The 23,576-nt window shown below is 42.9% G+C and carries 21 protein-coding genes; 10 read left to right on the top strand and 11 right to left on the bottom strand.

What is annotated here, in order from left to right:
• Window positions 1-11: 11 nt before the first annotated feature.
• Complete coding sequence (locus tag MJ612_RS05725; protein WP_187030305.1) at window positions 12-416, bottom strand: nuclease A inhibitor family protein; 405 nt, start codon at window positions 414-416, stop codon at window positions 12-14.
• Window positions 417-545: 129 nt separating this feature from the next.
• Between MJ612_RS05725 and MJ612_RS05720 the strand changes: the two genes are divergently transcribed.
• Window positions 546-1,418: an SDR family oxidoreductase gene (locus MJ612_RS05720; RefSeq protein ID WP_187030303.1), complete on the top strand. Its 873-nt coding sequence runs from the start codon at window positions 546-548 to the stop codon at window positions 1,416-1,418.
• Between the two features lie 163 nt (window positions 1,419-1,581).
• On the opposite strand, the gene MJ612_RS05715 is transcribed toward MJ612_RS05720, so the two are convergent.
• Window positions 1,582-2,739 carry an acyltransferase family protein gene (locus MJ612_RS05715; RefSeq protein WP_187030301.1) on the bottom strand — a complete coding sequence of 386 codons (1,158 nt, stop codon included), beginning with the start codon at window positions 2,737-2,739 and terminating at the stop codon, window positions 1,582-1,584.
• 282 nt (window positions 2,740-3,021) lie between these two features.
• Here MJ612_RS05715 and MJ612_RS05710 point away from each other — a divergent pair, with 282 nt between their 5' ends.
• A complete protein-coding gene (locus tag MJ612_RS05710; RefSeq protein ID WP_187030299.1) occupies window positions 3,022-5,451 on the top strand; it encodes a DUF5686 and carboxypeptidase-like regulatory domain-containing protein in 2,430 nt (809 codons plus the stop codon).
• 88 nt (window positions 5,452-5,539) lie between these two features.
• Window positions 5,540-6,682 carry a DEAD/DEAH box helicase gene (locus MJ612_RS05705; RefSeq protein ID WP_187030297.1) on the top strand — a complete coding sequence of 381 codons (1,143 nt, stop codon included), beginning with the start codon at window positions 5,540-5,542 and terminating at the stop codon, window positions 6,680-6,682.
• 42 nt (window positions 6,683-6,724) lie between these two features.
• Here the strand turns inward: MJ612_RS05705 and MJ612_RS05700 are convergent, their stop codons facing one another.
• The 4 genes from MJ612_RS05700 to MJ612_RS05685 form a co-directional block, all read right to left on the bottom strand.
• Window positions 6,725-7,168: a hypothetical protein gene (locus MJ612_RS05700; protein ID WP_187030295.1), complete on the bottom strand. Its 444-nt coding sequence runs from the start codon at window positions 7,166-7,168 to the stop codon at window positions 6,725-6,727.
• A gap of 82 nt (window positions 7,169-7,250) precedes the next feature.
• Window positions 7,251-7,802 (bottom strand): cupin domain-containing protein, encoded by a 552-nt coding sequence (locus MJ612_RS05695; protein WP_187030293.1) that lies wholly within the window; start codon window positions 7,800-7,802, stop codon window positions 7,251-7,253.
• Window positions 7,803-7,927: 125 nt separating this feature from the next.
• Window positions 7,928-10,231, bottom strand: a complete 2,304-nt coding sequence (locus MJ612_RS05690) for a S46 family peptidase (protein ID WP_187030291.1) — start codon at window positions 10,229-10,231, stop codon at window positions 7,928-7,930.
• Window positions 10,232-10,579: 348 nt separating this feature from the next.
• Window positions 10,580-11,029: a YkvA family protein gene (locus MJ612_RS05685; protein WP_187030289.1), complete on the bottom strand. Its 450-nt coding sequence runs from the start codon at window positions 11,027-11,029 to the stop codon at window positions 10,580-10,582.
• 212 nt (window positions 11,030-11,241) lie between these two features.
• Here MJ612_RS05685 and MJ612_RS05680 point away from each other — a divergent pair, with 212 nt between their 5' ends.
• Both MJ612_RS05680 and MJ612_RS05675 read left to right on the top strand, forming a co-directional pair.
• Entirely contained in the window at window positions 11,242-11,799 is a 558-nt protein-coding gene (locus MJ612_RS05680) for an SRPBCC family protein (protein WP_187030287.1), read from the top strand.
• A gap of 4 nt (window positions 11,800-11,803) precedes the next feature.
• Window positions 11,804-12,334 (top strand): DinB family protein, encoded by a 531-nt coding sequence (locus tag MJ612_RS05675; RefSeq protein WP_187030286.1) that lies wholly within the window; start codon window positions 11,804-11,806, stop codon window positions 12,332-12,334.
• Between the two features lie 133 nt (window positions 12,335-12,467).
• On the opposite strand, the gene MJ612_RS05670 is transcribed toward MJ612_RS05675, so the two are convergent.
• Window positions 12,468-13,901: a PhoH family protein gene (locus MJ612_RS05670; protein WP_187030284.1), complete on the bottom strand. Its 1,434-nt coding sequence runs from the start codon at window positions 13,899-13,901 to the stop codon at window positions 12,468-12,470.
• Between the two features lie 285 nt (window positions 13,902-14,186).
• On the opposite strand from MJ612_RS05670, the gene MJ612_RS05665 reads away from it, so the two are divergent.
• The gene (locus tag MJ612_RS05665; RefSeq protein WP_187030282.1) at window positions 14,187-14,657 is read left to right on the top strand and encodes a toxin-antitoxin system YwqK family antitoxin; all 471 of its coding nucleotides are present in this window, start codon (window positions 14,187-14,189) and stop codon (window positions 14,655-14,657) included.
• Here MJ612_RS05665 and MJ612_RS05660 read toward each other — a convergent pair.
• Entirely contained in the window at window positions 14,654-15,274 is a 621-nt protein-coding gene (locus tag MJ612_RS05660) for an AlbA family DNA-binding domain-containing protein (protein ID WP_187030280.1), read from the bottom strand. The two genes, MJ612_RS05665 and MJ612_RS05660, sit on opposite strands and share 4 nt — an antisense overlap.
• 145 nt (window positions 15,275-15,419) lie before the next feature.
• Window positions 15,420-15,791 (bottom strand): DUF3127 domain-containing protein, encoded by a 372-nt coding sequence (locus MJ612_RS05655; RefSeq protein ID WP_187030278.1) that lies wholly within the window; start codon window positions 15,789-15,791, stop codon window positions 15,420-15,422.
• 91 nt (window positions 15,792-15,882) lie between these two features.
• On the opposite strand from MJ612_RS05655, the gene MJ612_RS05650 reads away from it, so the two are divergent.
• On the top strand, window positions 15,883-16,917 hold the full coding sequence (locus MJ612_RS05650) for an isoaspartyl peptidase/L-asparaginase family protein (RefSeq protein ID WP_394802020.1): 1,035 nt from the start codon (window positions 15,883-15,885) through the stop codon (window positions 16,915-16,917).
• 36 nt (window positions 16,918-16,953) lie between these two features.
• Here the strand turns inward: MJ612_RS05650 and MJ612_RS05645 are convergent, their stop codons facing one another.
• The gene (locus tag MJ612_RS05645; RefSeq protein WP_187030276.1) at window positions 16,954-17,847 is read right to left on the bottom strand and encodes a cyanophycinase; all 894 of its coding nucleotides are present in this window, start codon (window positions 17,845-17,847) and stop codon (window positions 16,954-16,956) included.
• Window positions 17,848-18,181: 334 nt separating this feature from the next.
• Between MJ612_RS05645 and MJ612_RS05640 the strand changes: the two genes are divergently transcribed.
• Window positions 18,182-18,673, top strand: coding sequence for a YciE/YciF ferroxidase family protein (locus MJ612_RS05640; protein WP_187030274.1), 492 nt, complete (start codon window positions 18,182-18,184; stop codon window positions 18,671-18,673).
• 122 nt (window positions 18,674-18,795) lie between these two features.
• Here the strand turns inward: MJ612_RS05640 and MJ612_RS05635 are convergent, their stop codons facing one another.
• Window positions 18,796-20,694 carry a M1 family metallopeptidase gene (locus MJ612_RS05635; protein WP_250419067.1) on the bottom strand — a complete coding sequence of 633 codons (1,899 nt, stop codon included), beginning with the start codon at window positions 20,692-20,694 and terminating at the stop codon, window positions 18,796-18,798.
• 285 nt (window positions 20,695-20,979) lie between these two features.
• Here MJ612_RS05635 and MJ612_RS05630 point away from each other — a divergent pair, with 285 nt between their 5' ends.
• Together MJ612_RS05630 and MJ612_RS05625 are read left to right on the top strand one after the other, a co-directional pair.
• Window positions 20,980-22,713: a L,D-transpeptidase family protein gene (locus MJ612_RS05630; protein WP_187030272.1), complete on the top strand. Its 1,734-nt coding sequence runs from the start codon at window positions 20,980-20,982 to the stop codon at window positions 22,711-22,713.
• 21 nt (window positions 22,714-22,734) lie between these two features.
• A complete protein-coding gene (locus MJ612_RS05625) occupies window positions 22,735-23,262 on the top strand; it encodes a plastocyanin/azurin family copper-binding protein (RefSeq protein ID WP_187030270.1) in 528 nt (175 codons plus the stop codon).
• Window positions 23,263-23,576 lie beyond the last annotated feature (314 nt).

Genomic DNA, 23,576 nt, shown 5'->3' with positions numbered 1-23,576 from the left:
CTGTTTTGTTTTCATGTCTCAACTACTACTGTTCTTATTCCGGCTATGTCACCTTCCGGGGTGGTTCCTAAAATGTAGGCGGTTATACTTATCTCGTCAGCTTTGTAAACCTGCACATCGCGTAACAGCTCCTGCAATTTTTGCTGTAGCAAAGCAAAGCGTTGCGCTTCCTGTTTCCTGTCTTCACCATCTTCCGGGTACAGCCGCACCATGTTCCTGAAAAAGTAATCAAGGGGCTCAGTTTTTATTTCAGTACTATTGGTTTTGCCTGTCAGCTTGGCGGCAGTTTCCGCATCAAGCGGTAGGTTCTGTGTGTTATCGAAGTAATAAAATTCAAACGGGCTGTCTGTTTCGCTACGCATCAGCAGGCCATCAATGAGGGGCATTAGTTCGCCTTGTAACTGTTCTTTAGTCATAGTTAAGGTATAGTGTTATCAAAAGAATCAGACTTTTTCGGTATTTACCAGTAAGGATACTTATATTGAGCCAGCATCTTACGTGCTGCTATTATACGAAGCAGATCAAACTAAAACTGAAAATTCCTTATGAAGGCAGAACCTATGCTGAAAGATGGTGCCCTGCAGGGTAAAACCATTATCGTAACAGGTGGAGGAACCGGGCTCGGACGCTCTATGGTAAAATACTTTCTGGAGCTTGGCGCTAATGTGGTAATATGTAGCCGCAAGCTGGATGTGCTGGAAAAAACAGCACAGGAACTGATGCAGGAAACCGGTGGGCAGGTGCTGCCAATAGCCTGTGATGTGCGGAAGTATAATGAGATTGAAGCCATGCTACAGGCTACGCTTGATAAATTTGGTGGTGTAGATGTGCTGGTAAATAATGCTGCCGGTAACTTTGTAAGCCCGACAGAACGCCTGAGCCATAAAGCCTTTGATGTAATAACCGATATTGTACTGAAAGGTAGCTATAACTGTACCTTAGCTCTGGGCAAACACTGGATTGAGCGTAAACAGCCGGCAACTATACTTAACATCGTTACTACGTATGCCTGGACTGGTTCTGGCTATGTGGTGCCATCGGCGTGTGCCAAAGCAGGTGTGCTGGCCATGACGCGTTCCCTTGCATCGGAGTGGGCTAAGTATGGCATCCGCTCCAATGCAATAGCTCCGGGGCCTTTCCCTACCGAGGGTGCCTGGACACGCCTGTTCCCGAAACAACTGGCTGATAAACTGGATCCGGTGAAGCGTATACCTGTAGGCCGTTTCGGGGAGCATCAGGAGCTCGCAAACCTTGCCGCTTACTTGGTTTCTGATTATGCTTCTTTTGTAAATGGCGAGGTGGTAACGATAGATGGTGGTGAGTGGCTGTATGGTGCCGGCGAGTTTAACAGCTTCGATATGATTCCGCAGGAAATGTGGGATGCTATGGAAAAGCAGATGCGCGGAAAAGGGCAGTAAGTATAGTTTATAGTTTTGTTTTTATAAAAGGAGCAGGGGCCATTAGTCTCTGCTCTTTTTCTTGAGATTATACTTGTTCAGCTAGCTTACATATGTACAACTATAAAGTCAGTTTTGAAAAATTATAGTTGAAATCAGGCCAAGATGGGAAATCCATATAAATTCAGGAAGACAGTATTTGTTTCCTGATAACAGGCGTGGGCTGGTGCTTTAGAGCTGGGTTGAAAATATCTGCAGCTTTGTCCCTGTTACCTGTCAGGATATAGAAAAGAGCAGGCAGATATTGTCTCAGGAACCTAGCCAAAACTATACTTACCAGAATGGCTATAACCGGTGCAAACAGGTAAACTAAAAAAGAAGTAAAACCCTGATTCGAGTGCAGCAGGTGCAGTAAACCTCTTTTAAGCATGGTGAGAAGAGGCTCGTGGAAAGCAAATATAAAGAAAGGAGATACTGAATTAAAAACCCACTTCCGGCTAAGGCTGCCTGTTTTCTCAGCTATGGTATTTATGGTTACCCACACGGCTATTATACCTGCCACTATAGCCAGCTTATGTAGTAGCATAAGCAGTATTTCAGGGCCTATACCGAGGTATATAAGTTCTGTTTTAAAGATGAGCAAACCAAGCCAGCCAAGCAGCGGTGGGAGGTAGTTATAAGCTGATGTAAGCTTTTTTACCAGCTTTGGTTTTATTGTAATGTAGCAGCCAACCGAGAAAAATAACAATGCCTCTGTTGTGCAAAGTATAATGTCTGCTTCAGCAAGCCAGAGCACCAGCATCAGCAACAAAATGCCTTCCTTAAAATATTTTATAAGCAGCCAAAGGGCAGAGGAAAGCAGTGCAAGAACGATAAGATCTCGCAGGAACCACAACTGGTAAGGGATAGGATCAACCACTAACGTATAAAGTAGCTCTTCTGGTGTTAGGTTCTGGATAATCCGGTTTGAAAAGAAGGGTGCTGTAAATGGTATTAGCTGTAAAGCATAATATAACCCGATACCAAATGAAGACCAGCATATGAAAGGAATAAGCAACGATTTAACACGGCTTTTATACTTATGCAGCACTACCGTCCCTTGTAATTTATAACCTGCAAAAAACAGGAAACCAGAAAGTATAAAGAAGATGGGAGTGGCTACCCGGGCTAACCCCTGAGAGATAAAATCCTGGATAAAGATATTGAAATTTTTTTCTGCAGTTAAGGCACCATTATAACCGTCTAACTCGAACGTATAGGCATGTACATAAACTACCAATAACATGGCGATCAGTGATAGTAACCTTATTTTAAAGCGTAACTGGAAGTCAATGTTTTCCATACTTTAAAGTTTAGGAGAAGGATTTTAATATATACTTCTTATTACGAAGTATGTTATAAGTATGATGAATTTGTAATTATCATAGAAGGTGTATGCAAAACCTATTTTACAGGCAAATAAAGTCCTTAAAGGCTCAAAATTATATGCATTACATTATATAAATCCTATTTTAAATATTTTAACTAAATACTTTATAACATTCTATACTTAGTATATATAATTATATTATTTTTAAGCTGAACAAAAACAACTTCGGTGTATCGGCTTACTTTTACTTGGCTTTTGTTTTTACTTGGCTTTCATTTGCAGGCCCAGCAGGTTATTACAGGTAAAGTAACAGATGCTGCTACTGGTGAAGCATTGCCTTTTGTGAGCGTATTTATAAAGAAAGCCGGCACAGGTGCACCTACCAACGACGAAGGAAAGTATAGCATTAAGATCAACCAGCCCGCCGATTCCATAACTGTTTCTTTTATCGGATATAAAACCAAAAGCAAAGCGATAACCCGTGGTGTTGCCAGGCAGGTAATCGATTTTGAACTGGAACTCAACTCTATCGGTCTGCAGGAGATTGTTGTAAGGCCGGGCGAGAATCCTGCCTTCCGGGTGATGCGGCAGGTGATGGCACATAAAGAGCAGAACGATAAACGCCAGTTGCAGGCTTACCAGTACGAGGCTTATAGTATTATGCAGCTAAGCGTGGAGAATATGCCGGGGAAAAAGAAAGCTGCCAGTCTGCCTATACTTTCTGATAGCTCCGCAACCAGCCGCAAAGGCAAAAAAGTATACCCGTTCTTTATGTCAGAAACGTTATCTGACTTTTATTATAACCGAGACCCTGAACGTACAAAAGAGATCGTTAAAGCCACTAAAGTAGCAGGTGTTGGCCTGCAGGATAGCGACATTTTTGCTGAATTACTTGGGGTATCTTACAAGAACCATAACTTTTACCAGAACTGGGTAACCATACTGAGCAAGAGCTTTATAAGCCCTATTGCCGATGGCTGGAAAGTATACTATAACTATGACCTGGAAGACAGTTTATATATAGGCAATACCTGGTGCTACAAAATTAAAGTCGCACCTAAGCGCCCGCAGGATCTGGCATTTAAAGGGTATATATGGATATCTGAAGGTGATTTTGCTTTGCGTAAAATTGATGTGGCGGTAAGTAAGTCTGCGAACATTAATTATGTGGAAGGTATAAACCTGACGCAGGAGCTGGAGAAGACAAAGGCAGGAGCATGGCTGCCATCCCGCACCGAAATGACCATGCACGTAGCCAAACTCAACAAAGCGTTACCGAATATACTGGCCCGTATCAATGTATCTAACAAAAATATTAGCGTTACTGAACCACACGATGCTGCATTTTTTGATAAGCCTACAGCCTATGTAAGTAAAGCCAAGGCGCCTGAATTTTGGGTGCAGAACCGCCACGATAGCCTGAGTACTTCTGACTTGCAGGTGTATGCGCAGATAGATTCATTAAACAACACACCTGAAATTAAACGCTACACCGAACTGATGACCATACTGGTAGGTGGCTATAAAAAAGCAGGAAAGGTAAGTATAGGCCCCATTCCTTATGCTTATGCTTATAACAATATAGAAGGGCACCGCATACAACTGGGAGCAAAGACAAATATCAATTTCAGTGATAAATGGGAGTTCAGTGGGTTTGCTGCCTATGGCACCCGCGACGAAAAGGTTAAGTATAATACACAGGTAAGGTATATCCTGAACCGTGAGAAATGGTCTGAACTAGGTATTTCTTATGAAGAAGACCTGCAGCAGGTAGGTTTAACCGCCGATAAAACAGATGCTACCAAATTATTCATGGCCTCTGCCCGGTTCGGAAAACTTGATAAACCTGTATTTATAAAAGAAGCCAGTGCTTATTTTCAGTCTGATCTGTTCAGGGGAGTTACACAGCGCATTACGTTCAGCAACCGCACTTACCTGCCACAATACGATTTTGCATACTACACTGGCGAAGCAGGAGAAGTGGCTAAAAGCTTTACTACATCATCCGTGAGCTATGCGTTGCAGATAGCCCGAAAAGAAGTGTTTGTAGAGAACGGTAACGACCGTATTAGTCTAAGCAAAGGGAAATGGCCTGTTATATCGTTACGCTATACCTTAGGGTTGGATGATGTGATGGGTTCTACATTAAATTACCAGCGATTGGATGGCGGTATCAGGCAACGGTTACGCACCGGTAGCTTAGGTACTGCTATTTATGAAGTAAAGGCCGGTAAAGTATTCTCGCCGGTGCCATATCCGCTCCTGGAAGTACACCTGGGCAACGAAACTCCTTTCTACTCTAAATCGGCTTATAGTTTAATGCAGTCATTTGAGTTTGCCAGCGATACTTATGCGGCTTTGTCGTATGAGCAGCATTTCGAAGGGTTGTTTCTGAACAGCCTGCCTTTGGTGCGTAAACTGAAGTGGCGTTTATTTGCAGCCGGTGATATATTATATGGTACCATAAGCCAGCAGAACCTGGACCTGATACCTGCCACGAATACGGATGGCACCCCATACCAGACTTTTAAATCGCTCTCCAAAGAACCTTATGTAGAACTGGGGTATGGTGTAGACAATATCTTTAAATTTCTAAGAATACATTTTATACACCGAGTAACGCACCTGGATACCGCGGATGTAAAGAACTTCGGCGTTAAAGCATCAGTGCATTTCAAACTATAGTTTAGATTATACTTCATCCCGGCGCTCACCTTCTGTTCAGTTCACTTTTATAGTTGTACCTTTACAGGTATAAATCAAGGTATACTGCATGTCATTTTCAACTCTCGGTCTGTCTCAGGCACTTCTTAAAGCTATTAAAGAGCAAGGTTATACTGCTGCTTACCCTATACAGGAGCAGGCGATACCTGCTGTACTAAAGGGGAGCGACGTGCTCGGCATTGCGCAGACAGGATCTGGTAAAACGGCTGCGTTTGCTTTGCCAATACTGGATCTGCTGCAAAAGAAAGCCGCCTCCCGAAATCGTTTTGTAAAAGCGCTGGTGCTGGTACCAACCCGCGAACTGGCTGTGCAGGTAGAGGAGACCTTCTATAACCTGAGTATCCATCTGCCTCAGAAGGTGAAGACAATGGCTGTTTACGGTGGCGTGTCTATAAACCCGCAGATGATGAAACTGAGCGGTACGGATGTACTGGTGGCAACGCCTGGCCGCTTACTGGACCTGATAGACCACAATGCAGTAAAGTTATCGGAAGTAGAGATTTTAGTACTGGACGAAGCTGACAAAATGCTGAACTTGGGCTTTAAAGAGGAGATGGATCGAATCTTTGCTTTATTGCCTGCCAAACGCCAGAACCTTTTGTTTTCGGCTACATTGGGTGGCGACGTAAAAACTATAGTTGATACCCAATTGCACAACCCTTTAACTATAGAGGTAGAGGCTGAAGCCTCGGTACCTGAACTGATTGACCAGGTAGCCTACCAGGTATCAACGGAAAAGAAAGGTCCATTACTGCGCTACCTGATAAACCAGGAAAACATGCAGCAGGTACTGGTATTTGCCTCATCCATCCGTACGGCAGATAATATAGTTGGCAAATTGAAGAAAAATGGGATAGAAGCAGCTGCCCTGCATGGCGATAAAAGCCAGGGAGCACGCACCGAAGCACTAAAGCAGTTTAAAGCCGGTAAGATTCGCGTGCTGGTGGCTACCGACCTTGCTTCCCGCGGTATTGATATTAAGTTCTTGCCTTATGTAATAAACTATGAGTTGCCACGCTCTCCTAAAGATTACGTGCACCGCATTGGCCGCACCGGCAGGGCAGAAGCTTCGGGTAAAGCCGTTTCGTTGATCACTCCCGAAGATGCGCATCACTTCAAGATCATACAGAAGAAAATGGGCAAACAGGTAACTATACTTCCAACCGATGAGATTGATCTGCAAGGAGTATGATGAATTATAACTTTTATTAAGTATAAAAATTGGATAGACAGGCTATTCTAATGAATTTTTTCTTGTAGTTGCTTTATCTATCGCTTCCGAGATTGTTTTATTTAATGTGTCTTTACCGAATTTTTCTGTTGTTAACACTCTCATCGTGCTGTCATAACTGGCCATAATATCACTTCGAATACAACCACCATAGATAGTTTGAATGTTGAATCTTTCTTTCAGTAACTCAGCCTGAGTGATAATGGGAGACTCGCTATCCATAAGCCCCCAAGAAATAATTCTATAGTTACTATTGTTAAAATCTTCTTGTGCTTTAAGTATAGCTTGTTGATGGGATTTCAATTTAAGAAGCTCAAGCCTAGCCATTTCGTTAGGGTACATCCAAGGAGAGAGAATGTATATATAAATCACTGCTATAGTTAGCAGTAATACGGCACAGATAGCTAAGTATTGTAGTTGTCTAATTTTTATATTTGACTTTAGCATGAGTTAAGCAAAATCATAGCGTAAAGTATAACTATACCTTTTATAGTCAAAATTTATACTTTAAAATTTTAGGTATGGAATATTAATGGTAAAGCGGTGGAGGAGCATCAGCAAATTTTCTGTGTTTGCCGGTTAGGTTGCCAAAGAACAAAACAACCGGAAATAAAACCTTTCGAACAAACCCTGGAATACCTAGCATGTCGAATTCAGATCTATACCTGTGAAGTAAAAAAGCGACGTCGTACATGCCGGGCCTGCTACCATTCTGATCTATCGATTTGTACATCTCTGATAGAAAATAGACGACGTTATCGGGTGGCGTGATATAGCCCTTACAGAATAATACATCGGTGCCTGCATTCCAGAACCTGTGGGGTGTTCCTGCTTTAAAAAGCGCTGATTCTCCAGGCCCGGCATACTTTGCCTCACCACCAGGTTCTTGGTAACCCATTCTACCGGAAACAACAGTTAAGCTTTCATCCTGCCTGTAATGCACATGCATGGGCGGACCTGCTCCAGGTTGTACTTCATTTTCAGCTTCCAGGTATTCAATGCCATCTTTAACAGTAATTCCTGTAAAAGTCAGTTTCTCACCGGCTTTGTTTTTAATAGTGTAAGGTAAAGTAATTTTCATAACAGTGCGCAGCTTGGTTTTATATAAACATATTGTGAAATAGTATACGTAAAACAACTTGATAAAATAAAAAGCCCCACCTAAAGTATAGGCGGGGCTTCTGGTGACTATAAGTATAGTTGTGCTTAGTTAACTTCAACAGCTTCTTTCTTTTTAGCTTTTTTAGCGGCTTTTTCTGCTTTGCGTTTCTCTTTTTTAGAAAGCTCTTTTTCTGGAGTTGCTTTGCGGGCATCAACCTGTGGCAGACCTGATGTGTTGTCTGTTACCAGTGTCATCTCTTTTACCAGGTGACCGGCACCGGCAAATTTATCAACTATAAACAGCATGTAACGGGCATCCACAGCAATGTTACGTACCTGGTCAGGGTTGTAAGCGATGTCGCTCATGGTGCCTTCCCAGTTACGGTCGAAGTTGGTACCGATCAGCTGGCCATTAGCATTTATAACCGGAGAACCAGAGTTACCACCTGTTGTGTGATTAGAAGCAATGAAGGCAACTGGTAATTCACCATTCACGCCGTACGGACCGTAGTCTTTCTTCTCGTATAGTTCACGCAGTTTGGCAGGTATCACATAATCAGGTACATCTGTCATGGCAGCTTTCTCCATAATGCCTTCCAGAGTAGTATAGTAGTTATACTGCACGCCATCCAGTGGCTCATAAGGCTCCACTTTACCGTAAGCTACGCGTAGCGTTGAGTTAGCATCCGGGTAAAACTTCTTGTCCTGTTGCATGGCACGCAGGCCAGTCATATAAGTTCTGTACAGCAGGTTCAGGTTGTCGTTTACCGAAGTATAAGTTGGCAATACCTGTGTTTTATAGTGGCTGTCAATAGCGTTGGCAAGTGCAAAAGCCGGATCGTTTTTAAGGCCTGAAGTTTTACCAGCTTTAACATCAGCCAGTAGTTTTTTAGCACCGGCTTCCGAGGTCAGGTTTGATTTGCTGTAAATATCATCAGCCATTTTAGCGAAGTCGCCTTTATACTTTGTACCTGCAGTTCTTACTGCTTCAGGCAGCAGCTTTTTGTCAAGGTCGTTATAGTATAAGCCCATCAGCGCAGCAAATACCTTTTTATCAGTAGGGGCGTTGTAGTCTTTAAAGAAGCCGGCAGCTGATTTCTCCAGTTTTTCAACCTCAGCGTTTATCTCGGCCTGAGATGCTTTGGTATCAATCAGTTGCTGTAGTTTTGCGTAGCCTGTAGCATAACGAATAAGCTCAATACCGTTGGCAGCTTCCATAATGTAATCGCGGGATATCGTAATGCCATCCAATGCTTTATAGTTCTTTTCAAACTCGGTCATCAGGTCGCCATACTGTTGCTTGCGAGCAGGGTCAGCGTTTACCCAGGTATTAAACTGGCGCTCCAGCTCTTTTTTCTTTTCTATTGTATTGGCTTTGCGCAAGCCACGGTTCTCACCTATCCACTTCTTCCATGCATTGGCTATACTTGCATGCTTAGCTGCATACTGAATACGAACCGCATCCGAAGCTTTCATGTCCTTGTCCAGGATGTTGAGCTTTGTATCGCGAATCTTGATCTTAGCAGGGTTAGAAACCTTGTATATCTCTTCGATAGCATGCGAGGTCAGGTACTCGTTGGTACGGCCCGGGAATCCAAAAACCAGCGTAAAGTCATTTTCTTTCACACCGCTCAGCGAGATAGGCAGGTGGTGCTTTGGCTTGTATGGTTTGTTGTTAGGAGAGTACTCAGCAGGTTCGTTGTTTGGTCCTGCATAAATACGGAACAGTGAAAAGTCACCGGTATGGCGTGGCCACATCCAGTTATCCGTGTCGCCACCAAATTTACCGATTGATGATGGCGGCGCACCCACTAAACGCACATCCTTGAAAGTTTCGGTGATGTACATGTAGTACTCATTGCCATAAAAGTATGGCTTTATTACAGCATCGTAATGCGTGCCGGCTGTAGAAGCCTGACGAACTTTAGCAATGTTCTTCTGTATGATGGCTTCGCGGTCTGCTTCGGTTTTAGCAACATCAGCGCCAGCCAAGATCTGTTTGGTCACGTCTTCCATGCGCACAATAAATGTGGCAGTAAGGCCCGGGTTTGGTAATTCCTGAGACTTGTTCATCGCCCAGAAACCGTTGGTCAGGTAGTCATTTTCTACAGAACTATGTTGTTGCACCTGGCCGTAACCGCAGTGGTGGTTCGTAAGCAAAAGACCCTCAGAAGAGATCATTTCGCCGGTACAGAATCCGCCAAACGATACGATAGCATCTTTCAGGCTGGACTGGTTTACACTATAAATGTCTTCGGCAGAGAGCTTAAGGCCCTTTTTCTGCATGTCAGACTCGTTTAGCTGCTTTAGTAGCATAGGTAACCACATACCTTCGTCGGGGCGTGCGGAGCTTATACCTATACTTAACCAGGCAGCTGCTATAAAAGCAAAAATGCGTTTGCTGATCATGGGTGAATGTATAGTTGTTTAAAATTTGATTGCCTGAAATTACTTTAAAAGTTAGAAAGTTAAAAAGTTAGAGAGGTAAGAGTTTGGGAGTTAAAGATGGATGAGTTAAGAAGTTGGGAGGGATGAGTTTAGGAGTTAGGGAAGTATGAGTTGAGGAAGTTAAGAAGTTGGGAGGTTAGAAAGTTAGAAGATTAAAAAGTTTAGGTGGGAGGGGAGTAACAATAATTCAAATAGAAAAAGCCATTGCATCTTACTGCAACGGCTTTTATACTTTCTCAAGTAACGTAGTAAGTATAGGTTCTTATTTCTTACTTCTCTAACTCTTAATCTCTTCCTTCTCTAACTCCCCTAAAGTACTCCCATTGTTGGTTCAACGTTTCGGTTTTGTTCCCAGGCTCTGAAATTGGAAATTTCTTTCTGGAAGGCATCTACAAACCAAGCCATAAGGCTGATATCATCGAGCAAGCCTAATACGGGTATAAAGTCTGGTATCACATCTAACGGTGTAACCAGGTATAGAAGTACACCGACACCAACAAGTAAGGATCTGTTAGACACTGCACGGTAGCTGCCATTAATATATGCCTTTACCAACCTGATGAAAGTCTGCATGATCTCTTTTACCTGTGTAAATCCGCTTTCGGTACTTTTGGTGTCAATTAGTTTGTCGTAGGCGGAGGTAAGCAGCATGGCCAGTTTTGCTGGTTTCCCTAAAAAGCCACCTGCTTTACTTATAAATCTCCTGAATATAGCATGTTGCGACAAGCGCAATCCTTTTTGTATTAAATCCTGTAACATGGTTCTCTCTTATATTTATTAAATGCTTTACTCTACGGATTAGCAGCTTATAAAGCTGCTTTAATTGCTTTTGAACCCAATGTATAACAGGTATAATGCTGGTTAAAAATATATATGCATACCCTATTGATTTGTACTCATTAGTTCTTTTAAATTGGTAGTTGAAATCAGCCCAAAGTACAAGGCTGTTATACCCTTATTTCTAAAACCTTATGAAGCTGTTGCTAAGAATGTCTGTGGTACTGGTAATGCTGGCGGCCGGTTTATTTTGGTTTTCCACCACGTTACCCGGCGAAATAAAGATCAGGCAAAGTATAAAGATCAATGCTACACCAGAGCAGATTTTTCCTTACCTGAACAACCCTACTGACTGGAAAAACTGGAGCGCCTGGAATAAAAACTACGATCCAACGGTTATTTATATGTATGGCGGACCACACCGCGGAGTAGGAGCAAGGCAGAGCTGGATAGGAGACAAAACAGGTAACTGGCAGATGGTTTTAACACAAAGTGTTGCTCCCGATAGCTTAGGTTATGTATTAACCGAGCAAGGCAAATCTGTTAGAACTATAGGTAGCTTTATACTGGAAGAGCAGGAGAACGGAACACTAGTAACATGGCAGCAAACCACTCCGCTGGAAGATAACCCCCTGGCGCTTTATAAAGGTGTATGGCAGAAAAATAAAACCGAAGAAGAATTGCAGCAAGGATTACAAAACCTGCAAACATTGCTTGCAACCACACTGAATACAAACGCATCTAACCAATAAAACTATGGCATTAACCATCACAAGACCACAAGCATCTGAATACCCTGCTTATTACCATGTTTATATAGATCAGCTTCCGGAGCAGGGAGAGGTGCTGGATATACTGGAAGAACAGGCAAAGGACCTGCGCCAGCTGTTGCATAATTTAGATGACACCCGTGCAGAGGAGGCTTATGCCGAAGGAAAGTGGAGTATAAAAGAGCTGTTTCAGCACATGCTGGATTCTGAACGTATTTTTGCTTACCGTGCCTTATGTATTGCCCGCGGAGAACAAGCGTCGTTGCCTGGCTTTGATGAAAATGGCTATGCAGAGAACTCTAATGCAGATAATCGTAAGTTAACCGATATGCTGGAAGAGTATGAGTTGGTACGGAAGTCTAATTTATACCTGTTCCGTAGTTTTACCAATGAAATGCTGGATAATGTAGGTATAGCTAACAGCAAAGAAATTACGCTCCGGGGTATTATACACGTAATTGCAGCCCACGAACGGCACCACATGAATATCCTGAAGTCGCGCTACCTGAATGCATAAAAAGTAACGTTTCAGCAGTATAAACTATACTTCACAGCTATAACACAAAAGCCGCGGCTATATTTAGCCGCGGCTTTAACTTTCTAACTTTCTAACTTTCTAATTCATACTTCTTACTTCCCAAATTCTCTAACTATAGTAGTTCGTTTGCCAGGTTTGCTAGTTCGGAGCGTTCGCCTTTCATGAGGGTAACGTGCGCATAAAGCGGGTGATTTTTAGCACGATCTATTAAATAAGATAAACCATTACTTTGAGAGTCGAGGTATGGTGTGTCGATCTGGTAAATGTCTCCGGTAAAGATGATCTTAGTGTTTTCGCCAGCCCGCGAAATAATGGTTTTAACCTCGTGCGGGGTCAGGTTCTGGGCTTCATCAACTATAAAAATAATATTCGATAAGCTGCGGCCACGGATGTAAGCCAAAGGTGTAATCACCAGTTTCTCCAGGTCCACCATATCCCGTATCTTCTGGTACTCTTTGCTGTTCTCCGGGAACTGGTTCTGTATATACTTCAGGTTATCCCATAGCGGCTCCATATACGGGTTAAGCTTGGATTTAATGTCTCCGGGCAGGTAACCAATGTCTTTGTTGCTGAGCGGCACGATAGGGCGGGCCAGGTAGATCTGTTTATAGTCGCGGCGCTGCTCCAGTGCGCTTGCCAAAGCCAACAGGGTTTTACCTGTGCCTGCCACACCTTGTATCGACACCAGTTTTATGTTCGGGTTCAGCAGGGCATGCAGAGCAAAGGTTTGCTCTGCATTACGAGGCTTTATACCAAATGCCGATTGCTTGTCTACCCGCTCCAGCAGTTTCTCTCGGGAGTTATAAAAGGAAAGTATAGAATTTTTGAAGCTTTTGAGTACAAAAAAGTGGTTATCGGCAGGTGGTGTTGGCATTACCTTTTCTACTTCACTTACCCCTTTTTCATATAAATCATTTATCAGGTTGGCCGGTATGTCTTCTAGTGTATCGTTACCAGTATACAAACCTGCTACATCCTGTATTTTGCCGGTTTCATAATCCTCTGATATTAGGTTAAGCGCACGGGCCTTGAGGCGTAGGTTAATGTCTTTTGTAACCAGTACTACTTTGCGGTCGGGTTGTTCCTGCTGTATCTGAAGTGCTGAGTTAAGTATACGATGGTCATTTTTATCACCAAACACTTTAACAGCATCCAGGTTGGTGCTTTCGTTCATGATCACCCGGAAGTTGCCCTTGGTTTTTCCGTTTAGTGGCAGCCATTCCTGCAATTTGTGCTCCGCAGATAGTTTATCTATGAACCTGATAAATTCACGGGCTTCGAAGTTTTTAATGTCATTGCCTTTCTTGAAGTTATCAAGTTCTTCCAGCACTGTGATAGGTATAGCCACGTCGTGCTCCTGAAAATTCTGGATAGCACTATGGTCGTAAAGTATAACAGAGGTATCCAGCACAAAAACCTTGCGTTCTGTATCAGTTAGTGCTTTTATAGCTGTTTTTGGTACACGTACACTGCTTGTTTTTTCTCTGGATGCGGTTTTGGCTTTGACAGGTTTATTATTCTCGGGTAATGGGTTTGCTTTTGGCATAAAATCTTGGTTAAGGGTGAAAACCAATAAGCTGCGTGAAGATGCAGCAAGTATAGCTCAGGGTATAATAGGTGGTTATGAGCTTTATGCTGTTGTACGTTAAACCATTACCGGTGGTGATGCCATTTATATAAATTTTACTATAGATCAGAAATAAAATTTATGATACCAGTTGTTATACTTTAGAAGCCTGCTGAAGATGAGCGGGTTAGCTTTGAATAAGGTGTTTAATCAAATCATTAAATTTCTTATCTTAGTTATATAAATCCATACTACCCAAAAACTATGAACCGAAAATGCCTTTACATCCTGTTTTTGATGTTACTGCCAACTATTTGTACAGCTCAGATTGCGGTACCCTATAAGATAAAAAGGTGGTACAACCCGTTTCAGGTAAATGCTTTTGATAAGAACAAAGAATACCATGGCCGCTGGAAGATCTATATAAATGATGATAAGGACCTGATCAGGAACGGGCGGTTTAAGCATGGCAAAGAAGTAGGTACATGGCGCTATTATTACCCTGGTGGCGGATTGTACATGAAAGAAAAGTATACCCGTAACTCACCTGTAATACAGGTCTGGCGGTACCACGAGAATGGCAACTTGGCTAAATCGGGCAACGCAAAGTTATACCGCGACAGTACCATGGCTCATTATTATTGGGAGGGAGAGTGGCAGGTATTTGATGAACAAGGGAACTTAACCCATACCGAAACCTACCTGAAAGGTAACCTGCTGAGGTATAAAGATTAGCTTAACGTATAATAGTCTTCCTTTTCTTTATCGTGCAGGCGCAGGTAACCATGTATTACAAGCTTTATAAGTATCCGATGGGCACGCCGCTCCGATAGGTTAGCTGCTTTCATATACTGCTTCAGGGTTAGGCGGGGCTGCTTCTGTAATATTTCAAGGGCTGCGTTTTCGTGGCGGTCCAGCGGAATCCGTTCAAAAACAGGGCTTTCGTGCTGCAACACTTTGTCTACCATTTTGCTGGTTTGTACGCTGGTATCCTTTACACGCACATAGCCACGCCAGTCGTCTTCTTTTACCTTAGCAAAGTGTGGTTTATGCCGGCTCTCCGGTATGGTTACCTTCAGTACGGTATGGTGGTCAACTTCCAGTTCGTCGTAGGTGAGCGCAACTGGCGGATCGCAGTAAAAATTGGCAGCCAGGTGCAGGGTATGTTTTTCTTCTTCCGGGTCTATGCCACAAATGATACCATTATCTTTAACTCCGATCAGTATTACGCCCCCGCGTGTATTTGCAAAAGACACCATGGTACGGGCAATTTTTTCAGGTTGGGTAACCCGTTGTTTAAAATCCACCTGGTCATTCTCGCCCTGCCAGATAAGGCGCTGGAGTTCATCCATAGTATAGCTCTGTTAACGCTTTAGTAAAGTATAACCTTACGGAGCGTGTTTTTTACTACAGTTTACGTGAAAGGTTGGCTCAGGTAGCCATAAAAAAAGCGAGCCTTAAGCTCGCTTTTCTGCATTCTGTATATGATACCTATACTTAGAAAGGTAAATCGTTATCTGCATCAGAAGAATAGAACGTAGGTGCCTGCGCAGGTGCCGAAGCAGGAGCTCCGCCGAAGTTACCGCCACCATTTGCAGCTTCAAGTCTCCAGGCCTGCAGGTTAGTAAAGTATAAGGTTTCACCGTTCTTCACAAATGGCTTACCCGATAAATTAAAAGTTACCTTTACTTCCTGTCCTTTCTGGAACTGGTCTAGCAGGTTGCACTTATCCTGAGTTAGCTGAAACTTAGCGTACTGGGTATAAGATCCATCCGGAATCTCGAGCACAAACTCGCGCTTTCTGAATTTATCACTTACCTGGTTTTCCGCAAAAATTTCGTGCAGTTTTCCTTGGATATCAAACGACATAATTTCTGTATTTTTTATTTATTAACTAAAAACAAAGATACTAAATTTTAATGTGGTTTAAGTGTTTTGCTACGGTTTAAGTGTACTTTTTTTGCAAACTTTAACCCCGGATGAACTGTGGCTGCATAGCACCGTAAAGTATGATGAGTTGTACCAAAAATTAATGCAAATGGGTAATTTCTCTATTGCCATTCATGGAGGAGCCGGAACTATTACACCGTCTTCGATGACCCCGGCACTTGAAGTAAAGTATAAAACAGCCTTGAACAAGGCGTTGGAAATTGGTAGCAAAATTCTGGCTGATGGCGGTACTGCACTCGATGCTGTTCAGAAAACAGTAGAAGATCTGGAAGATACGCCTCTGTTTAATGCAGGAAAGGGATCTGTGTTTACAAAACATGGCAAACACGAAATGGATGCAGCTATTATGTGTGGTAAAACACTACAGGCCGGGGCTGTAGCCGGGGTGTATAGCCTTAAAAATCCTGTTTCATTGGCAAGAGCTATACTGGAGTATTCAGACCATGTATTTATGAGTGGCTATGGCGCCGAAGAATTTGCCCGTAAACAGCATCTGGTTTTCGAACCGGAAGAATACTTTTTTGATGCCCTTCGCTACAAACAATGGAGTGAGGTACGTGATTCTGATATGTTTATGCTGGACCACACAGCCGGAGATGAGAAATTTGGTACTGTAGGGGCTGTGGCATTAGACCAACATGGAAATGTAGCAGCTGCAACATCAACAGGAGGCATGACCAATAAGAACTATAACCGAATAGGCGATACACCGGTAATAGGCGCTGGTACTTATGCTAATAACTATACCTGTGCCATTTCCTGCACCGGTCACGGTGAGTTTTTTCTGAGAGCTGTGGTGGCTTACGATGTTTCCTGCTTAATGGAATATAAAGGCTATACTTTACAGCAGGCCTGCGACAAGGTAGTAATGGATAAACTGGTGAAACTAGGCGGGGAAGGTGGCTTAATAGCCGTTGATAACGCAGGTAATGTTGCCATGCCATTTAATTCTGCAGGAATGTACCGTGCCTGCAAGATCAATAACCTGGAACCGCTGGTAGCAATTTACAGAGAGGAAGTAGCGGTGGCAAGTCAAAAGCTATAAGCGATGCTATACTTGCGGGTTGCCACCTTAGGCGGATTAGCGTTGGGAGGCCTGTAGCAAACTGTGCTGCAGTGCCTCTTCATCTTTAAAGAACTCCCGGGTATCTATATTATAAATGTTACCCTTAGCCAGAACGTGCATCAACAGACCTTCGATAGAGATTGGGCGACCCGGAGAAACATGGTGCACATTGGTATAGCCTACATTATGTCCATCAATAATTACCACCAGGTTTGATCCTATTGTTTCGATCAGGTCACCGTCTGTAATAAGTACGCCTGTGTCTTCGCCGAGACCTATTCCTATTGTTTTAGGGTGTATCACAACAGCTTCCATTAAGCGCCCAAACCTGCCACGGGCTACAAAGTGTGAGTCAATGATAACACCTTCAATAAAACCAAGTCCATGTGCTATTTTAACGGAGTCCCGTAACAGTGAATCAGAAATATTGCCGCCCTTGATCATGATTTTAGACATAGCCATAGCCCCGGCACTGGTGCCGGCTACTACAAACGGATCTTCATAATATTTCTTTTTAAGAATGTCCAAGAACGCTGTTCCCCCGAATATTTGAGTCAGCCGGGACTGGTTTCCTCCGCTCATCATAATGCCATCGGCATTTTTAATACGCTCCAGGTATTCAGGTTTTAGAGCGTCTTCTTCAGTTTTAATGTGCATCAGCCTAGCATTTTCTGCACCTAAAATTCCAAAGGCGCTCATGTAGCGTTCTCCTACTTCTTCGGGTATAAGCGATGCGGTTGTAATTATTTCTACCTGTGGTGATTTGGCCGGTATTTCCTGTAAAAAACGTTTTAATATACCTAGTTCAAAAAAGTCCAGGTAGTATTTCTTTTTAGACTTAGGATTAGGGTAAGTGCCTTTGTCTTCGTTACCGCCGATGGCAATCAGTTTTCCTTTTGGTTTTTCCACAGGTTATAGTTTTTATACTTTGTTTGTCGCCTCTCTCAACTGCTACACCAGTAAACTTTACTACAAGCAACCGGATTACTTTCAAACTTTACCGTTCTTATACTTTTTCGTTGCAAAACCGTGCCAAAAAAATTGCATCAGTTCCGGTTAACAGCTTTGCAATAAGTGAGATTTATATAATATAGGTAATGTTATATGGTTTATTGTTTTATCTGTGATTTAGGGTATGTTGGTTAAATAAATTACTATTTTATTTAACCATCGGCAAGGGCTCACGTATAGAATGCCACAAGCTCTTTATGAGAATTTGTTAGACGCTAAACCTTTCCAAGCTATGAAATTAAACAACTTAAAGGATCTGATGATCCACGAACTAAAAGACATTTACAGCGCTGAACATCAAATTACAAAAGCGTTACCAAAAATGATCAAGGCTGCATCTTCAGAAAAACTGAAAGCTGCTTTTGAAGAACATTTAATGGTAACAGAGCAGCAGATAAAGCGACTAGACAATGTTTTTAACATGATTGGTGAGAAAGCCAGTTCAGAACACTGCAAGGCCATGGAAGGCATTATTAAAGAATGCGAATCCATGATGAGCGAGCGTGCTGACCAAAGCGTGATGGATGCTGCGCTTATTGCATGTGCCCAGAGAGTAGAACATTATGAGATTGCTGCTTATGGTACTGTTTGCACTTATGCTAAACAACTAGGCATGCAAGATGTGGAGAAAGAGCTAGGCATTACACTTGACGAAGAAAAAACAACTGACCAGAAGCTGACCATGATCGCAGAACAGTCTGTGAACATTAAAGCCGAACGTTAATCAAGAAAAAAACTCTGTTGTTTCGCCTGGCTACCCAAGCAGGTAAGAAAGCCACAGAGTATACATAAAAGAAGCCCAACCATTTTTGGTTGGGCTTCTTCTTTTTCTATACTTTATAGTTGTTACTTCAGCAGTTCATCCAAGGTAACAGTTGAAACCGCATGGTAATTTGGTCTGGCCTTGGCATAAATGGCCAACGCCTTCTTTTTACCTTCCGGAGATGCTACAAGCGCTTTATAGATTGGCACCAGGAATTTGCGTCTTCCTACGTTTGTCAGGAAAGTCTCCAGTGCTTTATCGGCAGTTACATAGTTGTTACGGATAGCATGTAGGAACCAGGCTGCCAGCACTTCTGAATTACCGGAATTGGTGAAGTTAAAGGCTTTATCTAAATCTGCCATTTGCTGCTGGCTCATCTGCTCTGGCAGCATACGTATAAAATGCAGCCATTCATGACTAGACCAGTCTTTGGTTACTAACTGATTTGCTGGTTGGCCATTTTTCCAGGCTTTATAGGTTTCTTCAACTTGTGTAAAACGTTCGGAGGTAGGCTTGATATGGTTTTCTGGTAAACCGGCTGTGTATACCCACCCTTCTATGTCAATTTTATCGGCAAGCTCAGTGTCACCTTTGATCAGCTCTTTTCGAAGGAAATCAAGGAATTTATCGGTGGTAGTACTCTGGAAGGCGAACGTGTTGAAGTACTTGTTTACAAATTCATCAAACTTTTCGCGGCCAACTGCCATCTCGATGTGGCGCAGGAACAGATTTCCTTTTTCGTAGGCAATATCAGTTAAACCTTCATCCGGATCACGGCCTTCCAGGTCCAGTTTCAGGCGCGTGTCTTCGCTATCTGCACCAAGTTCTTTTATAGTGTTGTTCAGGTCCTGATAGCCGAGCACAGCTAACATATCAGCATAAGATTTACCATAAAGCTCTTCCATAATGCGGCGCTCAAAGTATACGGTAAAGCCTTCGTTCAGCCAGAAATCGTTCCAGGTAGCATTTGTTACCAGGTTACCGCTCCAACTATGGGCAAGTTCGTGCGCAATCAGGCTGGTAAGTGAGCGGTCTTTTGCCAGTACAGTTGGCGTTACAAAGGTCAGGCGTGGGTTCTCCATGCCACCGAACGGGAAAGAAGGAGGTAGCACCAGTAAGTCATAGCGGTCCCATCTGTACTTGCCGTAGATCTTTTCAGCAGCTACCAGCATTTTATCCATTTCTGCAAACTCATAGGCTGCGGCTTCTATAGTTGCCGGCTCCGCATAAATACCTGTTTGCGGGCCAACTTTCCGGAAAGTCATATCACCAACCGAGAGCGCCATCAGGTAAGACGGGATCTGCTGCTTCATCTGGAAAGTATAAACCCCGGTGTTATTTTTCTCCATTGGGTTTTCGGCGCTCATTACTGCCATCAGTTCTTTTGGTACCTGCACTTTGGCATTGTAAGTGATGCGCACGCCCGGGCTGTCCTGTATCGGAATCCAGGTGCGGGCAAGTATAGCCTGCGATTGTGTGAACAAGAACGGGTATTTTTTACCTGCGGTTTGCTGTGGGTTTAACCATTGCAGTGCGGCGGCATCCGGAGATGTTTTATATTGTATGGTAACGCGTTTGGTCTCAGGCTTTATAGTTACATAAAGTGGCTGACCTAAAAACTTATCAGCTTCTCCTAAACGGAACGTTGTTTCTTCTTTATCATCGCCCAGGTATACTTTCTCTATCTGCAGGCCCCGGGTATCAAAAATGATCTCATTGCCTTTAGCAACATTGTCAATAGTATAGCTGGCAGTGCCGCTTATAGTTTTAGCGTCGAAGTTAACGGCAATGTCTAGGTCGAGGTGACGGGCAATGGCTTTGCCTGGTTCAGCATAGCTATGCACATCTTCTGATACCTGTTCCTGGGTCTTCTGTTCTGTGGTCATAGTTTCGGAGTTAGTGGTAGTTTGAGTGGTGCAAGCGGAGAGGTGCAGGCTTCCGGCCATCCCCAATCCTAGTAAATATTTCTGATAAGGCTTCATACGTAGCTGATTACTTTATTGGGTAAGTTAAGGATTTAGGTTTAACCATAAAAACTTTGCCAATGCTGCTCTGTTACATTTTCAGGTAGTATTTATACTTGGTGGGAGCTTCAGATTGTTTTAATGAATCATGAATAACTTTTTGTATAAAGTTGAAGTACATAAAGGTGAAATGCTTATTAGTAAGTCTATATAGAGATATAATTTGTATTAAACGCAGATTGGTGTTGAACTTGATCAGCTTATGACGTCAGATTCAGGCAACAATTCACTAAATAAAATGACATGAACCCTTATCAGAATAAAATATACTACATATACCTGCTTTTTATTGTTGCTGCTTTAGCATCCTGTAATAAATCAGACGGCAGCGGGCAGGGGAAAGAGATTGGAGAAATACTTGGCATAAAAGAATTGCCTCAGGCCACTACAGACAGTCTATATATAAAGAGTTACATCAGCAAGCAGCCTGAGTTTAAACAGCATGCTGACCTGATGTACCTGTTTTATGGCGAGCGCGACTATAAACTTGCCTGGTTCCGCGATAATGAACTGGTACCCGAAGCTGAGAAATTCTTGGCTACGATTGATAATGCTACCAAAGAAGGATTGGACCCGAAGAAGTATAAACTGGTTGAGTTTAAAAGCTTATTCAAGCAATATGAAGATATGGGCAGACAAGACTCTGCCCGGCTGGAACTGCAGCAACAGATAGATGTAGGCCTTACTGCTTCCTATTTTAATTATGCTTCAGATTTTTACCGTGGCAGGGTTAATCCTGGTGAGGTTGGTTCTATAGACTGGAATGTAAAGAAGAACAAGATAAAGCTGCATAAGGCCCTGCAAACTATACTTCAGGAACGTGAAAGTACTTACCCTTACTATGAGTTTGAAGCGTTACATAAAGGCTATATAGACCTGCGCGAGACCCTGCACAAGTATAGAGCACTACAGGCAAAAGGCGGTTGGGAGAAGGTAGATATCGGTAAAACGAAAATGCTGCAAAAAGGCGATACCTCCGCTGCTGTTATACAGTTGCGCAAGCGCCTAAATCCGGGGCAACCGATAAATGTGAATGACCCTAACATGCGCAAATTTGATGATACACTGGTGCAGCAGGTGAAAGAGTTTCAGCGCTTGCACGGGCTGGACCAGGATGGGAAAGTTGGTGGTAATACACTGCGTATGATGAACGTACCTGTCGAAGACCGCATTCAGCAGATCATGATGAATATGGAGCGCTGGCGCTGGATACCGAAGCGCCTGGTTCCAAAGAGCCTGGATCAGAAGTATATCTGGGTAAATATACCGGAATATAAGCTGTATATCTACGAAGATCCTGAAAACGACCCTGAAGCTGAGCGGTCTTATAAGAAGGTATTCGAGATGAAGGTAATCGTAGGAAAAGAGCTAAACTCAACACCTATATTTAGTGATAAGCTGGAGTTTGTAGTACTGGCGCCTTACTGGAATGTACCTAATACCATCGTAGAAAAAGAGATAAAGCCTGCCATGCTGAGAAACCCGGGCTACCTGGAAAGCCAGGATATGGAAATTGTAACAAAGGAGAAAGATCCGAAGCCAATTTCAGCATATAGTATAGACTGGGCCAGTGTTACTGAAAAGAACTTTCCATACATGGTGCGTCAGCGCCCGGGGCCTAAGAACTCGTTAGGAGATTTAAAATTCTTATTCCCGAACTCTTATAACGTATACCTGCACGATACGCCTGCAGATGCGTTGTTTAACCAAACAGAAAGAGGGTTTAGCCATGGGTGTGTTCGCCTTGAAAAGCCTGTTGAACTTGCAAAATACTTATTGCAGGACATGCCGGAGTGGGATGAACAAAGAATAAGAGAAACGATTGATACCGGCGAGGAAGAATGGGTAACATTGCCTAAGAAGATGCAGGTATACCTGGTGTACTTTACAAGCTGGGTTGATGAGCAGGGGAAAGTGCACTTCAGAGACGACATCTATGGGCACGATAAAAAGCTTGCTAAAGAGTTCTTTGGGTAATATCCCGGAAAGGAGCGAAGCATGAGAAGAGAAGTTTTTTTTATTGCAATGGTGCTTGGTTATAGTTTAACAGCTTGTGACGGTATTAAGCAGGAAACAGGTACCCTGGAAGAAAATTTAGAAGACACTACTGCAGGAGCTAGTAAGCTGCCAGGGGATACAACTCTACAGCCTAAAGTAGAGATTATACTTCGCGCGACAGGTAACACTGCAGAAGAAATGGCTTTTGACCAGGATACAGTACAGGTAGCTAAAGATGCGCTCATAACGCTATCCTTAGTCAACGAAGGCACCGACCTTACCATGATCCATAACTTTGTGCTTACTACCAGTGGCAAGTATAAAGAAGTGGCACTGGCAGGGAATAAAACAGGTGCTTCCGGAAATTATATCCCTGATAGCAAACATATAATTGCCTGGACTCCATTGGCAAAACCCGGCCAGACAGTAACGCATGAGTTTAAAGCGCCGACGCCTGGTACTTACGATTTTGTTTGTACTTACCCTGACCACTGGAAAAGGATGCATGGGAAACTGATCGTAAAATAAGAAGCAACCAGAATAATAAAAAACACCATCTCCTGCCATTCGGCAGGAGATGGTGTTTTTTATTATTCCTTTTTTGGATTTAAAGTTAGGATCTTTGCGAAGTACAAATTCGCTGTGGTATATATTTTACATTAAACAGTAAATTTAATTGCACTCATTCAGAGTTAACACACTTTCAAAACCAAGAGTTAAATCATCAATTTATAGTTACTTCGTAACTGATTAGACTTGAATGATTTACCCTTTTGTGGATAACTCGAATTATCCACAAAAGGGTAAAAGTAAAGTGACATACTGTCAGTTCTATAATTTAG

Origin of the sequence: Pontibacter deserti (assembly GCF_023630255.1) — a bacterium.
GTDB lineage: Bacteria > Bacteroidota > Bacteroidia > Cytophagales > Hymenobacteraceae > Pontibacter > Pontibacter deserti.
The sequence above is the reverse complement of the archived record's forward strand: the minus strand, read 5'-3'. Positions and strand labels throughout refer to the sequence as shown.